Below are 12,143 nucleotides of genomic sequence, written 5' to 3'. Positions count from 1 at the left end.
TTGTTTCGAAAATAAACTTTTTAGAAATACCAATACCATTCATTCCAAAATTTAAAAAATAAGTAACTTCGCCATTATGGAATTTTCTTCAAAACTTTTAGAAAATGCAGTTAACGAAATGTCACAATTGCCTGGTATTGGTAAACGTACAGCTTTGCGTTTGGTACTGCATTTGTTACGACAGCCCAAAGAGCAATCTTTTTTGCTGGCAAGTGCACTTCAAAAAGTCCGTGAAGAAATTAATTTTTGTAAATCATGTCATAATATTAGCGACAAAGCGTTGTGCGAAATATGTACAAACCCAATGCGGAAAAAAGAATTGATTTGCGTTGTCGAGGATATCCGTGATGTTATGGCTATTGAAAGCACAGGTTCTTTTAAAGGATTGTATCATGTTTTAGGCGGAAAGATTTCGCCAATGGATGGTATTGGGCCACAAGATTTAAACATCGATGCCTTAGTCAGTAAGGTAAAAACAGGCGAAGTAATGGAGCTTATTTTTGCTATGAGTCCAACGATGGAAGGTGACACCACAAACTTCTATATCTTTAAGCAGCTTCAGGATTACGATATCAAAACATCGACTATTGCACGCGGAATTGCTGCTGGAAATGAATTAGAGTATGCCGATGAGGTCACTCTTGGTCGTAGTATTATAGATCGTGTTCCGTTTGAAGCATCTTTAAAACTATAAATCTTCAATTTTGAAAGTCACAACACTACATAAAATTGCTTTTCAACAAAATTGTGAGAAGCTATTTTCAATGGTAGATATCAAACCAGATGTTGTGGTTGGTATTTTAAATGGTGGTGGATTTGTCTTAGAAGAGTTTAAAAAAACAGCTAAGCCAAATATTGAATTTACAACTGTAAAATTGCAAAGAGATTCAACAAAAAGCATAAAGAAAAGAAGTTTTCTGCAGAAGTATTTAAAAGCTACTCCAAGCACACTTTTAGATGGTTTAAGACGCATGGAACACCGCTTGAATCTTAATAGAAAACTAAAAGAAATTCAATCAGATTTAGAGATTATAATAAAGTCAAAGCCTGAAGCCGTAAATACTATTTTAATTCTCGATGATGCATTAGATTCAGGTATTACCATTAAATCCGTTATACAATCATTACAACAACAGTTTCCGAATTCAGAGATTAAAACTGCAGTTATTTCATGGACAAGTTCTCATTCAATTATTGATCCAGATTATTATATGTTTAAAAACACACTGGTGCGTTTTCCATGGTCATTAGACTACAAAACCAAACGCCATGACTAAAAAAGTGTTGGTCGTAGATTTGGACGGAACGTTATATGATAGAAATACGTTTCATGAGTTTTTATTTTTTTTAGTGAAGTACTTTTTTATTAGAGTTGCTATTTTTCGGTTTTTGCCATTAATAATTGTAATCATGCAACGTCTCTTTAATCTAATATCTCACGCCAAAATGAAATATCGAGTTTTGTTGATAATCAGAAATTTGGATATTGATTACACCGATTTCATTTCTAAATTATCAAAGCATAAAAACGAATTAAAAGAAATTTCAGATACTTCTTTTGATATCAAAATATTGGCCACAGCTGCACCAAGTTGTTATGCAACACATATTGCAAAGACTGAAGGGTTTGATGTCTGTTTGGCAACTGATATTCCAGAAAATGGATTTACTTCAGACTTTGAAAATCTTAGAGACCGAAAGAAAGAAAACCTTCTGGATTATTTTAAAAAGAACAATCTTAAGTCTGTAGATGTCTTTATTACAGACCATATAGACGATGTACCAATTATCAAAATCGCAAAAAAGAATATAATTATTAATCCAAATACTAAATTTTCTAACTGGCTAAAAGAGAATTTGATTAATTTTGAAGTGCGAAAAACAAAGTAGTTTAACCGATATTACGAATGCTAAATTTTGATTAATATTTAGTGAATTGACAGTAAAATATCTGTTTTTTTATTAATTTTGCATTCGATTACGAAATAACGACTACCAAATTATAGATATGGCAAAGTTTGAACTAAAGTTACCTAAAATGGGAGAAAGTGTTGCAGAAGCAACCATAACCTCATGGCTTAAAGAAGTTGGTGAAACTATTGAAGCAGATGAAGCTGTTTTAGAAATTGCAACAGACAAGGTAGATAGTGAAGTACCAAGTGAAGTAGATGGTATACTAGTCGAAAAATTATTTGATGTTGATGCCGTTGTACAAGTTGGACAAACTATAGCTGTAATTGAAACTGAAGGTGGTGACACTGTAGAGGTAAAAGCTCCTGCCGCTGAAGCACCAAAAGCAGAAGCTGTAAAAGAGGTTGCCGAAGTTGCTCAATCTGTAACTGCAGCTAAAGAAACTGTAGCGCCAATAGAATCTACAGGAGAGCGTTTTTACTCACCATTAGTAAAAAATATAGCCAAGCAAGAAGGTATTTCTCAAACCGAATTAGATACAATTTCTGGAACAGGAAAAGACGGTCGTGTTACTAAAAACGATATTAAGTCGTATTTAAAATCACGTAGTTCAGCACCTGCGCCAAGTCAAGACACAGCTCAAAAAACAGCAGTAGCCGCAACACAAGGTGCAGCTAAACCTGTGGAAAAGAAAGCAGCTCCAATAGTAGCTTCTGGAGATGACGAAATCCTAGAAATGAGTCGTATGGGCAAATTAGTAGCCAAGCATATGGTCGATTCTGTACAAACGTCTGCACATGTACAATCGTTTATAGAAGCCGATGTCACTAACATTTGGAACTGGCGTAAAAAATATAAAGACAGCTTTAAAAAGCGTGAAGGCGAAAACTTAACTTTTACACCAATATTTATGGAAGCTGTTGCAAAAGCATTGCGTGACTTCCCAATGATGAATATCTCTGTACAAGGCGATAGTATTGTCAAAAAGAAACACATTAACTTAGGTATGGCAGCAGCTTTACCAGATGGAAACTTAATAGTACCAGTAATAAAAGATGCAGACCAATTGAATCTTTTAGGAATGGCTAAAAAGGTTAATGACTTAGCCAACAGAGCGCGTTTAGCAAAACTAAACCCAGACGATATACAAGGTGGTACATATACCGTAACTAACGTAGGTACATTTGGTAGTATTATGGGTACACCAATTATTAACCAGCCACAAGTAGGTATTTTGGCTTTAGGAGCCATACGTAAAGTACCAGCGGTTATCGAAACACCAGAAGGCGATTTTATTGGTATCCGTTACCGTATGTTCTTATCTCACTCTTACGACCACCGTGTTGTAAATGGTGCACTTGGTGGACAGTTTGTAAAAGCGGTCAAAGACTATTTAGAGTCTTGGGATATGGATAGAGAGATATAATAATACCAATTTTATATATTGAAAAAGCACAGTTTTTGAACTGTGTTTTTTTTGTTTCGTTTAACGGTCTCGTATAACCGTCAGTTACGGTTTTTAAGTTACTATTTTTCGATTAATAACTGACGCTCGCAATTCCGAGTGGATTCGGACGTAGTCGAATCCGCCGTAATTGCGGTTATACATTGTTGCCAGTAGTATTTTATTCACATACATTTTTTCTTCCAACTTTTACAATTTCCTCAATTCCAAATTTGTCAAATCTCTCAAGTAAGTCCATTGCACTATTTTTCTTTTTAAATTCTAACTCTTCTTTATAAAGCGGAATGATTGTATAAATATCAATTGATTTATTATTCTCCAATTCGATTTGAGTAAACTCGTCAGATAACTCCATTGAATGAGCCAACATTACAGAATTAAAACCAATTCCATCAGCAAGTTCTTCGTCATCTTCGTGTCCGAGAGTGTGTCCAAATCCTAACCAAGTTTTATTTGGGTGTGGAAGCATCATTAATTCTTTCATAATTCTAATTGGCCAATAATTCCGCTCATCACTGTAAGATTCATATTCCAAATTCCACTCTTTTGGCAACAATATCATTACTTCTGCAAATTCAGATGATTCAATATCTTCAGGTACTTTCATTGGTAAAGCACTCATTCCGCAACTCAATAAAATATGATAAGGTCTATCTTCAGTAGCTTTTATAAAGTAAACATCTCTGTGAATTATTTCAGATTCTATTTCGTCAAATACTTTTATGTCAGCGTTTTTGTCAAAAAATTGGTCTAAATGATTGTCAACTATTTCAACACTGTTTGGGACGTTTTTATTCATTTTTTTCTCGTTCTTTTGGGAATATGCGAAAGTTGAAATTAAAATCAGTAATATCGTTTTATACTTGATTATTTTCATTCGATTTCGGTTCTTCAATATTACTGGCAATGTTCCACTGATAAAAATCGTTTCAATGTTTTTTATCAAGCGTTAAACGAAGTTAGTGTTTTAAAAATCGAAAGTCAAGTTTAGGATTGGGGTATTGTTTGAATTCTAATTACCTTTGGTTTTCAAAACAAAATCTATGCAACTCAACCTTAATAAACCTGTTTGTTTTTTCGATTTAGAAACCACAGGTATTAATATTTCCAAAGACCGTATCGTAGAGATTTCTATCCTAAAAGTCTACCCAGATGGCAAAGAAGAAACCTATACCAAAAAGGTAAATCCGACAATTCCTATTCCAGCAGAAGTGACTGCAGTTCATGGGATTTCGGATGCAGATGTCATAGATGCACCAACGTTTAATGAGTTAGCTAAGGAAGTTCATAATATGATTAAGGATTCAGATTTAGGAGGTTTTAACAGCAACCGTTTCGATATTCCTTTATTGGCAGAAGAGATGCTTCGTGCCGATGTAGATTTTGATATGAAAAATCGCCAATCTATAGATGTGCAAACCATATTTCACAAAATGGAGCAACGTACATTATCGGCTGCCTATAAGTTTTATTGCGATAAGAGTTTGGATAATGCACATAGTGCAGAAGCGGATACCAAAGCCACTTATGAGGTTTTAAAAGCACAATTAGACCGCTACGATGACTTAGAAAATGATGCTAATTTCTTAGCAGAGTTTAGCTCTCGTAAAAAGTTTGCCGATTTTGCAGGTTTTATTGCATATAACAAAGAAGGTGAAGAGTGTTTTTCTTTTGGTAAGCACAAAGGAAAACGCGTTTTGGATGTATTAGAAAAAGAGCCAGGTTATTTTGGGTGGTTACTCAATGCAGATTTTCCGTTATATACCAAAAAGGTATTAACAGCAATTAAGTTAAGTCAGTTTAATAATAAGTTAGGTTAGTATGAAATTAATTTGCATCGGTCGTAATTATACTGACCATATCAAAGAACTCGAAAACGAACGCCCAACTGACCCAGTTGTATTCTTAAAACCGGATACTTCGATATTACTAAAGAAGCAACCTTTTTTTATTCCAGAGTTTTCAGACGACGTTCATCACGAAGTCGAAGTTTTGGTAAAAATCAATAAAGTAGGTAAACATATAGCCAAAAAATTTGCACATAAATATTACGATGAGGTAGGTTTAGGTATCGATTTTACGGCACGTGACCTCCAAGCACAATTAAAAGCAAAAGGATTACCTTGGGAAAAAGCCAAAGCTTTTGATGGTGCAGCAGTTATAGGAAAGTGGTTGCCTAAGTCTAAGTTTCAGGATATCAATACTATAAATTTTAGTTTAAAAAAGAACGATAACATTGTGCAGTCTGCAAATACAGAATTAATGCTCTGGAAAGTTGATGAACTTATCGAATATGTCTCAAAATATTTCACTTTAAAGATTGGAGACATTATCTTTACAGGAACACCAGCAGGAGTTGGCAAAGTTTTTGCAAACGACAAATTGCAAGGTTATATAGAAGACGAAGAAGTTTTCTCAATTAAAGTAAAATAAATGCCAGAACACTATAAATTAGATCGCGTAAGAGAGCTTGCAGATAATGACGAAGATTTCGTTGCTGCATTAGCAGCTGCTTTTTTAGAAGAAGTTCCTGAAGATGCAGAGCGTTTACGCAACTCAGTACCAGCAAAAGATTATAAAGAAACCTATCAAGCGGCACATAAGATGAAGCCGACTATCGATTTGTTTGAGCTTGGCGTTTATGACGAGCTGATTTTGGTACAAGATTGGGGTAAGTTTGAGCAAACTAATAATGACGTCTCAGAACCGCTTCAGATTTTACTGACTGCTGTAGAAAACACAGTCAATGAAATCAAAAAAGATTTTGGTCTGTAAATTATGAATGCCGAAATTATCACCATTGGCGATGAAATTCTCATCGGGCAAATCGTAGATACAAATTCTGCTTTTTTAGGTAAGGAACTCAATAAAATTGGTGTTTCGGTTTACCAAATCACATCTATTCAAGATGAGAAATCTCATATTTTAAAAGCCTTAAAAGAAGCTGAAGAAAATGCTGATATCATTATCATCACTGGTGGTTTAGGACCTACAAAAGACGATATTACAAAACATACACTTTGCGAATATTTTGACGACACATTAATAGAAAATGCTGAGGTTTTAGCCCATGTCGAAAATATTTTCAAAAAATATATAAAGCGCCCAATTCTTGCGAGTAATAAAACACAAGCATTAGTGCCTTCAAAATGTAAAGTACTAACCAATAGATTTGGAACTGCACCAGGAATGTGGTTAGAAAAAAACGGAAAAATCTTTATTTCGTTACCTGGTGTACCTTACGAAATGAAAGCCTTGATTACTAATGAGGTACTTCCAGAATTACGTAAACGTTTCAAATTTCCATATATAAAACACAAAACATTACTGACTTATGGTTTGGGTGAAAGTGCTATTGCTGATAGAATAGAAACGTTTGAAGAGAATCTTCCAGAGTTTATCAAATTAGCCTATTTACCTAATTTGGGTCGTGTACGATTAAGGTTGTCTGCAAAAGCTATGGATAAATCTGTGGTTGAAGCAGAAATAGATAAGCAAGTTCAATTATTACTGCCTTATATTGATGATGTTTTTGTTGGTTTTGAAGAAGACCATTTGTCTTTAGAAGCAATAATTGGAAATCAATTATCTAAGCTAGGAAAATCAATTGCAGTAGCAGAGAGTTGCACAGGCGGAAGTATAGCCCAAGCCATAACAGCTAATGCTGGTGCTTCAAAGTACTTTAAAGGCAGTGTAGTAACTTATATAACCAAATCTAAAATTGATATTCTCGGAGTTTCTGAAGATGTTATAGATAAGCACTCTGTGGTTAGTGAAGATGTGGCTAAAGCTATGGCAAAAGGTGTCTTAGATTTATACAAAACAGACTATGCTATAAGTACTACTGGTAATGCTGGCCCATCAAAAGGAGATGCAGATGCAGAAGTTGGTACTGTATGGATTGGTATAGCTACAAAAGATAAGGCTTATGCCGAAGTTTTTAAGTTTTCAAACCAAAGAGAAAAGACCATTAAAAAGGCAACAAATAAAGCCTTTGAAATGCTACAAAAAGAAATCGTAAATAAATAACGCTTTCTATTGGTCAAAATGTAAAGATTTACTAAATTTGCACCCTTGTTAAAAAATATCTTAAGATTAATTGTAACTCATTATGCTTAACAGTTGCATGTAAATCAGGGATTTAGGCAAGAAAACAACGAAAAATACAAATACCTAAAGAAAGAATACAATGTCAAGAGTTTGTGAACTTACTGGGAAAAAAGCAATGGTTGGGAACAATGTATCTCACGCCATGAATAAAACAAAACGCAAGTTTGACGCTAATTTAGTAAAGAAGCGTTTCTACATTCCTGAGGAAGATAAGTGGGTAACATTAAAGGTTTCTACATCTGCATTAAAGACTATCAACAAGATTGGTATCTCTGCAGCATTAAAAGAAGCTAGAGCAAAAGGATTTTACAAATAATAGCATAAAGCTAAAGTCAATTTACAATGGCAAAAAAAGGAAATAGAATACAAGTCATCTTAGAGTGTACAGAGCACAAAGCTTCTGGTCAGCCAGGAACTTCAAGATATATTACTACAAAGAACAAAAAGAACACGCCAGACCGTATGGAGATTAAGAAATTTAATCCTATCCTTAAGCGTATGACTGTTCATAAAGAAATCAAATAATCCACAGAAATTATGGCAAAGAAATCAGTAGCATCCTTACAAACAGGATCAAAGCGTTTGACAAAAGCTATCAAAATGGTGAAATCTCCGAAAACAGGAGCTTACACATTTGTGGAGTCAGTAATGGCACCAGAATTTGTCAAAGATTTTTTAGCGAAAAAATAAGCGCTAAAACACACAATATTTATAAAACTGCTTTCATTTGAAAGCAGTTTTTTTATGGCTATATTTGGACGATGTCTGACAACTTAGCAGTAGTATTCAAAAGGCAAGATTGTTGTACTCTGAATAGAAATTAATTTTACATGAGTTTTTTCAAAAAAATATTTTCCTCAGAAAAAAAGGAAACCCTAGATAAAGGTTTAGAGAAATCTAAATCGTCATTCTTTAATAAATTAAACAAAGCTGTAGCTGGTAAATCTAAAGTCGATGACGATGTTTTAGATAACTTAGAAGAAATCTTAGTTACTAGTGATGTTGGGGTTAATACAACACTTAAGGTTATAGAGCGTATTGAAGAGCGTGTATCTAAAGACAAATACTTAGGAACTTCAGAACTTAATAAAATCCTTCGTGAAGAAATCGCAGGTTTACTTTCTGAAACTAATTCTGGAGAAGAAACCCATTATACAATTCCACAATTACCAAAACAAGATAATGGTCAAAAAACACCTTACGTGTTAATGGTTGTTGGTGTTAATGGTGTTGGTAAAACAACAACTATTGGTAAGTTGGCTTATCAGTTTAAAAAACAAGGCTTAAAAGTTGTCCTCGGAGCTGCAGATACTTTTAGAGCAGCAGCCATTGATCAATTACAAGTATGGGCAGACCGAGTAGATGTACCGATGATTAGACAAGAAATGGGTAGTGACCCAGCATCTGTAGCTTTTGACGCATTAGAATCTGGTGTTAATCAAGATGCTGATGTTATTATTATTGATACTGCCGGACGTTTACACAATAAGATTAACTTAATGAATGAGTTAACCAAGGTAAAGCGCGTTATGCAAAAAGTTGTTGGCGATGCACCACACGACGTACTTTTAGTATTAGATGGTTCGACTGGTCAAAACGCTTTTGAGCAAGCCAAACAGTTTACTGCTGCGACAGAAGTAACATCGTTAGCTGTTACTAAACTTGACGGTACTGCCAAAGGCGGTGTAGTGATTGGTATTAGTGACCAATTTCAAATTCCTGTAAAATATATTGGCGTAGGAGAAGGTATTGAAGATTTACAAGTTTTTAATAAATATGAGTTTGTAGATAGTTTCTTTAAATAGATATAAAAAATATCAAATTATAGGCCTCGCAGTTCTAAAATTGCGAGGTCTTTTCGTTTAATTAGAGTATATCTTTTTCGTATTTTTATAAAAAATACGAACCATGTCTAGATACATTACACTTCTTTTATTATTATTTGTTTTTTCTTGTAAAGATGCTCCGAACTCCAACGAGCCACGAACACCAATTAGTGAATCCGAAACTGTTGTAGATAATACTAATACAGATGACGATTTAAGTGCTATCTCTACCAAGGATTTCAGAGAGTTTAAAGTTCTAGATTCTAAAGTAATTACAAAGGCACAAATCTGGGAAGGTATCAACTCACAGATGACAGATTTTACAGAAGCCAATTATAATAAATTGAAGCCTTTAATTCTTGAAGCTGATATTTCTAGTTTGCAAAAACACATTTCAGAAGGCAAGTTTAATTACGAACAACTAACCAAATTTTATTTATTCCGAATCAGAAAGTTTGATAGAGAAAATGATTTGTCATTAAATTCTGTAATATCTATCAATCCAAGTGTTATAGAGCAAGCTAAAGAAGCTGATGGCCTAGAGTTTGAAGAAGGTATGCATCCTATTTTTGGTATGCCAATTCTTTTAAAAGATAATGTAAATGCTGACGGAATGGTAACTACAGCAGGAGCAACAGCATTATTAAATAACAAAACTGGAGATGCTTTTTTAGTAAAGCAACTGAAATCAAAAGGCGCATTAATTTTAGGAAAAGCTAACCTTAGCGAATGGGCATATTTCTTTTGTGGTGATTGCCCAAGTGGCTATTCGGCTGTTGGTGGACAAACATTAAACCCTTATGGTAGACGTATCATAGATACAGGAGGTTCTAGCTCTGGTAGCGGTGTTTCAGTTTCAGCAAATTTTTGTGCTGCAGCAATAGGTAGTGAGACATCAGGTTCAATATTATCGCCAGCAAGTAGCAACTCGGCAGTAGGATTAAAGCCTACTATTGGTTTAGTCAGTCGTACTGGTGTAGTACCAATTTCTTCAACTTTAGATACAGCAGGACCAATAACAAGAACGGTAGAAGATAATGCCATCTTATTAGATGCTATTTTCGGAACAGATTCAGCAGATTCAAAAACAATAGATCCTCTTTTAGATAATGGTTTTTATTATGAGAATATTAAATCTGCTAGTGTAAATGGAAAACGTTTTGGTGCACCAAAACGATTGTTAGAAGATTCTTTATATACAAAAGCACTTGGAGTATTAAAAGCGCAAGGCGCTATAATCATTGAGATAGAAGAAGAAAAATTAGGGTTGCCTAACTTTCTTCGTCTTTTAAATCTTGATATGAAGAAAGACTTACCTGCTTATATGGAAGGTTGCGCTAATAAAGACATTAAAATGCGAACGATTGAGGATTTTATGGCCTTCAATCTAAAAGATTCATTAACAGCAATGCCTTACGGTCAAAATTTATTTAAAGGCATAGCTAATGATAAAGGCGATGCGGATTTCTTAGCTAAAATTCAAGATACTTTAAAAACAAATGGTAGAGCATATTTTGATAAGCCTATGCGAGCTCAAAGTTTAGATGGGTTTTTATCTATAAATAATTATCATGCTGGTTTTGCAGCAGTAGCAGAATATCCTGCATTAACTGTACCAATGGGTTATCAGGATAACGGTAGACCAATGGGACTAACCTTTATTTCTGGTCGTTTGCGTGAAAAGCAATTGTTAGAATGGGCTTATGTTTATGAACAAGCATCAAATGAAAGAGTAGCACCAAAGAATTATAATTAATCAATCATAGCTGAAATTTTTTGCCATAATGTGTTGTCATAACTAGATGGGCCTAATTGACCTTCGTCACCGTTGCCACCTATGCGAATGATTACTAGTTTTTTACTAGGAACAACATACAATTTTTGGTCGTTTGCACCGAGTCCAGCAATTAAATCATCAGGTGCATTTGGTATTAATTTTCCGCTAAAAGAAGATGATGAGCTGGGTAAAATATATGATGATTTTCCGTTTAACCACCACAAATACCCATAAGCAGGATTTAAATTCTGCGAGGTGTTTGTCATGTTATTAAAGTAAGTTTCATTTAAAATTTCTGTGTTATCCCAGATACCTTTGTTATAACACAAAAGTCCAAACCTAGCCATACTTCTTGCATTGCTGAAGTAAAATTTATTAAATCCAAAAGGTATCCATGTACCTTGCATACCAATTTTATCTCTAAGCTTTGTATTGAAATATGAATTAAGATCTGAATTTATAGCTCCAGAAATGATTGATTGTGTTAGAGTATATGGTGCATTATGGTAATACCAAAATGAATCGGGAGTATTTAAAAATGTTAAACATTCTGGGTCAGTACATGCAAAATCTGCTGAGTAATCTAAGCCGGTAGTCATCGTTACATGGTTTTTTACAGTAATCGCATTTTCTTGGTCAGAAGATAAGCTACTCCAATTAGTACCTAAATATAAATTTGAAGCTTCATTGATATCTAAGTATTCTTCTTGTTCGGCAATTCCAAGTGTGAATGCTGTTAATGTTTTTCCTGCAGAAAACCATGGATTGTTTGTAAAGGCATTAGCACCATTAAAGTAGGATTCTATAACAATTTTACCTTCATGAAGCACAATAAAACTTTCAGTATTCGAATTTTCGAGAAAATCGAATAAATCTACTTTTGCATCCTCATCCCATTCAAGTTCATTGGTAGATATAGTTTCCCATGAATCAGAATTTAAAGGTGGGAAGTAAGTGTCCGAATTGTCATTTGTCGGAATTTCAGACATGTTTTTTGTAGAGCTACATGAAAGTAGCGATATTAGGACAAAAAACATAAAGTTGGTTCTCATGC

15 protein-coding genes are annotated in these 12,143 nt (G+C 34.2%); 13 read left to right on the top strand and 2 right to left on the bottom strand.

What is annotated here, in order from left to right; translation table 11 throughout:
• Nucleotides 1-76 precede the first annotated feature (76 nt).
• The 4 genes from recR (at nt 77) to BTO05_RS05015 (ending at nt 3,337) form a co-directional block, all read left to right on the top strand.
• A complete protein-coding gene (recR, locus tag BTO05_RS05030; RefSeq protein ID WP_087491610.1) occupies nt 77-694 on the top strand; it encodes a recombination mediator RecR in 618 nt (205 codons plus the stop codon).
• A gap of 10 nt (nt 695-704) precedes the next feature.
• Complete coding sequence (locus tag BTO05_RS05025; RefSeq protein ID WP_087491609.1) at nt 705-1,277, top strand: phosphoribosyltransferase; 573 nt, start codon at nt 705-707, stop codon at nt 1,275-1,277.
• Nucleotides 1,270-1,890, top strand: coding sequence for an HAD family hydrolase (locus BTO05_RS05020; RefSeq protein WP_087491608.1), 621 nt, complete (start codon nt 1,270-1,272; stop codon nt 1,888-1,890). The genes BTO05_RS05025 and BTO05_RS05020 overlap by 8 nt, the downstream gene beginning before the upstream one ends.
• Before the next feature lie 118 nt (nt 1,891-2,008).
• Complete coding sequence (locus BTO05_RS05015; protein WP_087491607.1) at nt 2,009-3,337, top strand: dihydrolipoamide acetyltransferase family protein; 1,329 nt, start codon at nt 2,009-2,011, stop codon at nt 3,335-3,337.
• A 199-nt stretch (nt 3,338-3,536) separates the two neighbouring features.
• On the opposite strand, the gene BTO05_RS05010 is transcribed toward BTO05_RS05015, so the two are convergent.
• Complete coding sequence (locus BTO05_RS05010) at nt 3,537-4,175, bottom strand: suppressor of fused domain protein (RefSeq protein WP_157662545.1); 639 nt, start codon at nt 4,173-4,175, stop codon at nt 3,537-3,539.
• A 244-nt stretch (nt 4,176-4,419) separates the two neighbouring features.
• Between BTO05_RS05010 and BTO05_RS05005 the strand changes: the two genes are divergently transcribed.
• The 9 genes from BTO05_RS05005 (at nt 4,420) to BTO05_RS04965 (ending at nt 11,068) form a co-directional block, all read left to right on the top strand.
• Nucleotides 4,420-5,196 (top strand): 3'-5' exonuclease, encoded by a 777-nt coding sequence (locus BTO05_RS05005; RefSeq protein ID WP_087491605.1) that lies wholly within the window; start codon nt 4,420-4,422, stop codon nt 5,194-5,196.
• Nucleotide 5,197: 1 nt separating this feature from the next.
• The gene (locus BTO05_RS05000; RefSeq protein ID WP_087491604.1) at nt 5,198-5,809 is read left to right on the top strand and encodes a fumarylacetoacetate hydrolase family protein; all 612 of its coding nucleotides are present in this window, start codon (nt 5,198-5,200) and stop codon (nt 5,807-5,809) included.
• Nucleotides 5,810-6,151 carry an Hpt domain-containing protein gene (locus BTO05_RS04995; protein ID WP_087491603.1) on the top strand — a complete coding sequence of 114 codons (342 nt, stop codon included), beginning with the start codon at nt 5,810-5,812 and terminating at the stop codon, nt 6,149-6,151.
• Between the two features lie 3 nt (nt 6,152-6,154).
• Nucleotides 6,155-7,405, top strand: coding sequence for a competence/damage-inducible protein A (locus BTO05_RS04990; protein ID WP_087491602.1), 1,251 nt, complete (start codon nt 6,155-6,157; stop codon nt 7,403-7,405).
• Between the two features lie 160 nt (nt 7,406-7,565).
• Nucleotides 7,566-7,802 (top strand): 50S ribosomal protein L28, encoded by a 237-nt coding sequence (gene rpmB / locus BTO05_RS04985; RefSeq protein ID WP_087491601.1) that lies wholly within the window; start codon nt 7,566-7,568, stop codon nt 7,800-7,802.
• Between the two features lie 26 nt (nt 7,803-7,828).
• Nucleotides 7,829-8,011, top strand: coding sequence for a 50S ribosomal protein L33 (gene rpmG / locus BTO05_RS04980; protein ID WP_008271040.1), 183 nt, complete (start codon nt 7,829-7,831; stop codon nt 8,009-8,011).
• A 12-nt stretch (nt 8,012-8,023) separates the two neighbouring features.
• Entirely contained in the window at nt 8,024-8,176 is a 153-nt protein-coding gene (locus BTO05_RS04975) for a DUF4295 domain-containing protein (protein ID WP_087491600.1), read from the top strand.
• A 140-nt stretch (nt 8,177-8,316) separates the two neighbouring features.
• On the top strand, nt 8,317-9,291 hold the full coding sequence (gene ftsY / locus BTO05_RS04970) for a signal recognition particle-docking protein FtsY (protein WP_087491599.1): 975 nt from the start codon (nt 8,317-8,319) through the stop codon (nt 9,289-9,291).
• 103 nt (nt 9,292-9,394) lie between these two features.
• Nucleotides 9,395-11,068 carry an amidase family protein gene (locus tag BTO05_RS04965; protein WP_087491598.1) on the top strand — a complete coding sequence of 558 codons (1,674 nt, stop codon included), beginning with the start codon at nt 9,395-9,397 and terminating at the stop codon, nt 11,066-11,068.
• On the opposite strand, the gene BTO05_RS04960 is transcribed toward BTO05_RS04965, so the two are convergent.
• Nucleotides 11,065-12,078: a serine hydrolase domain-containing protein gene (locus BTO05_RS04960; RefSeq protein WP_232459781.1), complete on the bottom strand. Its 1,014-nt coding sequence runs from the start codon at nt 12,076-12,078 to the stop codon at nt 11,065-11,067. The genes BTO05_RS04965 and BTO05_RS04960 overlap by 4 nt on opposite strands.
• Nucleotides 12,079-12,143: the final 65 nt, after the last annotated feature.

It is taken from the genome of Winogradskyella sp. PC-19 (assembly GCF_002163855.1).
Taxonomy (GTDB): Bacteria; Bacteroidota; Bacteroidia; order Flavobacteriales; family Flavobacteriaceae; genus Winogradskyella.
This window is presented reverse-complemented; position numbering and strand designations above follow the sequence as displayed.

What these genes read in the sequence shown, in the direction of transcription:
- recR (WP_087491610.1), top strand. Translation starts at nt 77, where the DNA reads ATGGAATTTTCTTCAAAACTTTTAGAAAATGCAGTTAACGAAATGTCA.
- rpmB (WP_087491601.1), top strand. Translation starts at nt 7,566, where the DNA reads ATGTCAAGAGTTTGTGAACTTACTGGGAAAAAAGCAATGGTTGGGAAC.
- BTO05_RS04990 (WP_087491602.1), top strand. Translation starts at nt 6,155, where the DNA reads ATGAATGCCGAAATTATCACCATTGGCGATGAAATTCTCATCGGGCAA.
- BTO05_RS05015 (WP_087491607.1), top strand. Translation starts at nt 2,009, where the DNA reads ATGGCAAAGTTTGAACTAAAGTTACCTAAAATGGGAGAAAGTGTTGCA.
- BTO05_RS04975 (WP_087491600.1), top strand. Translation starts at nt 8,024, where the DNA reads ATGGCAAAGAAATCAGTAGCATCCTTACAAACAGGATCAAAGCGTTTG.
- rpmG (WP_008271040.1), top strand. Translation starts at nt 7,829, where the DNA reads ATGGCAAAAAAAGGAAATAGAATACAAGTCATCTTAGAGTGTACAGAG.
- BTO05_RS05020 (WP_087491608.1), top strand. Translation starts at nt 1,270, where the DNA reads ATGACTAAAAAAGTGTTGGTCGTAGATTTGGACGGAACGTTATATGAT.
- BTO05_RS04995 (WP_087491603.1), top strand. Translation starts at nt 5,810, where the DNA reads ATGCCAGAACACTATAAATTAGATCGCGTAAGAGAGCTTGCAGATAAT.
- ftsY (WP_087491599.1), top strand. Translation starts at nt 8,317, where the DNA reads ATGAGTTTTTTCAAAAAAATATTTTCCTCAGAAAAAAAGGAAACCCTA.
- BTO05_RS05005 (WP_087491605.1), top strand. Translation starts at nt 4,420, where the DNA reads ATGCAACTCAACCTTAATAAACCTGTTTGTTTTTTCGATTTAGAAACC.
- BTO05_RS05000 (WP_087491604.1), top strand. Translation starts at nt 5,198, where the DNA reads ATGAAATTAATTTGCATCGGTCGTAATTATACTGACCATATCAAAGAA.
- BTO05_RS04960 (WP_232459781.1), bottom strand. Translation starts at nt 12,078, where the DNA reads ATGTCTGAAATTCCGACAAATGACAATTCGGACACTTACTTCCCACCT.
- BTO05_RS05010 (WP_157662545.1), bottom strand. Translation starts at nt 4,175, where the DNA reads ATGAATAAAAACGTCCCAAACAGTGTTGAAATAGTTGACAATCATTTA.
- BTO05_RS04965 (WP_087491598.1), top strand. Translation starts at nt 9,395, where the DNA reads ATGTCTAGATACATTACACTTCTTTTATTATTATTTGTTTTTTCTTGT.